This window comes from Bacillus nitratireducens (genome assembly GCF_001884135.1).
GTDB classification, from domain to species: domain Bacteria; phylum Bacillota; class Bacilli; order Bacillales; family Bacillaceae_G; genus Bacillus_A; species Bacillus_A nitratireducens.
Map to the genome: position 1 here is coordinate 1 of NZ_MAOC01000092.1, position 241 is coordinate 241.

2 tRNA genes are annotated in these 241 nt (G+C 53.1%); both read left to right on the top strand.

Features of this window, described 5'->3' with window-relative positions:
• Positions 1-2 precede the first annotated feature (2 nt).
• Positions 3-75 (top strand) — tRNA-Thr (locus BAU23_RS27290).
• 22 nt (positions 76-97) lie between these two features.
• Positions 98-172: transfer RNA gene (locus tag BAU23_RS27295), tRNA-Glu, on the top strand.
• Positions 173-241: the final 69 nt, after the last annotated feature.

Consider the following 241-nt stretch of genomic DNA (forward strand, 5'->3'; position numbering starts at 1 on the left):
ATGCTTCCATAGCTCAGCTGGTAGAGTACTTCCATGGTAAGGAAGAGGTCACCGGTTCAAGCCCGGTTGGAAGCTTGGAAAAAGTTTTTAAATTTTTGGCCCGTTGGTCAAGTGGTTAAGACACCGCCCTTTCACGGCGGTAACACGGGTTCGAATCCCGTACGGGTCACCACTTTTGGAGGATTAGCTCAGCTGGGAGAGCACCTGCCTTACAAGCAGGGGGTCGGCGGTTCGATCCCGT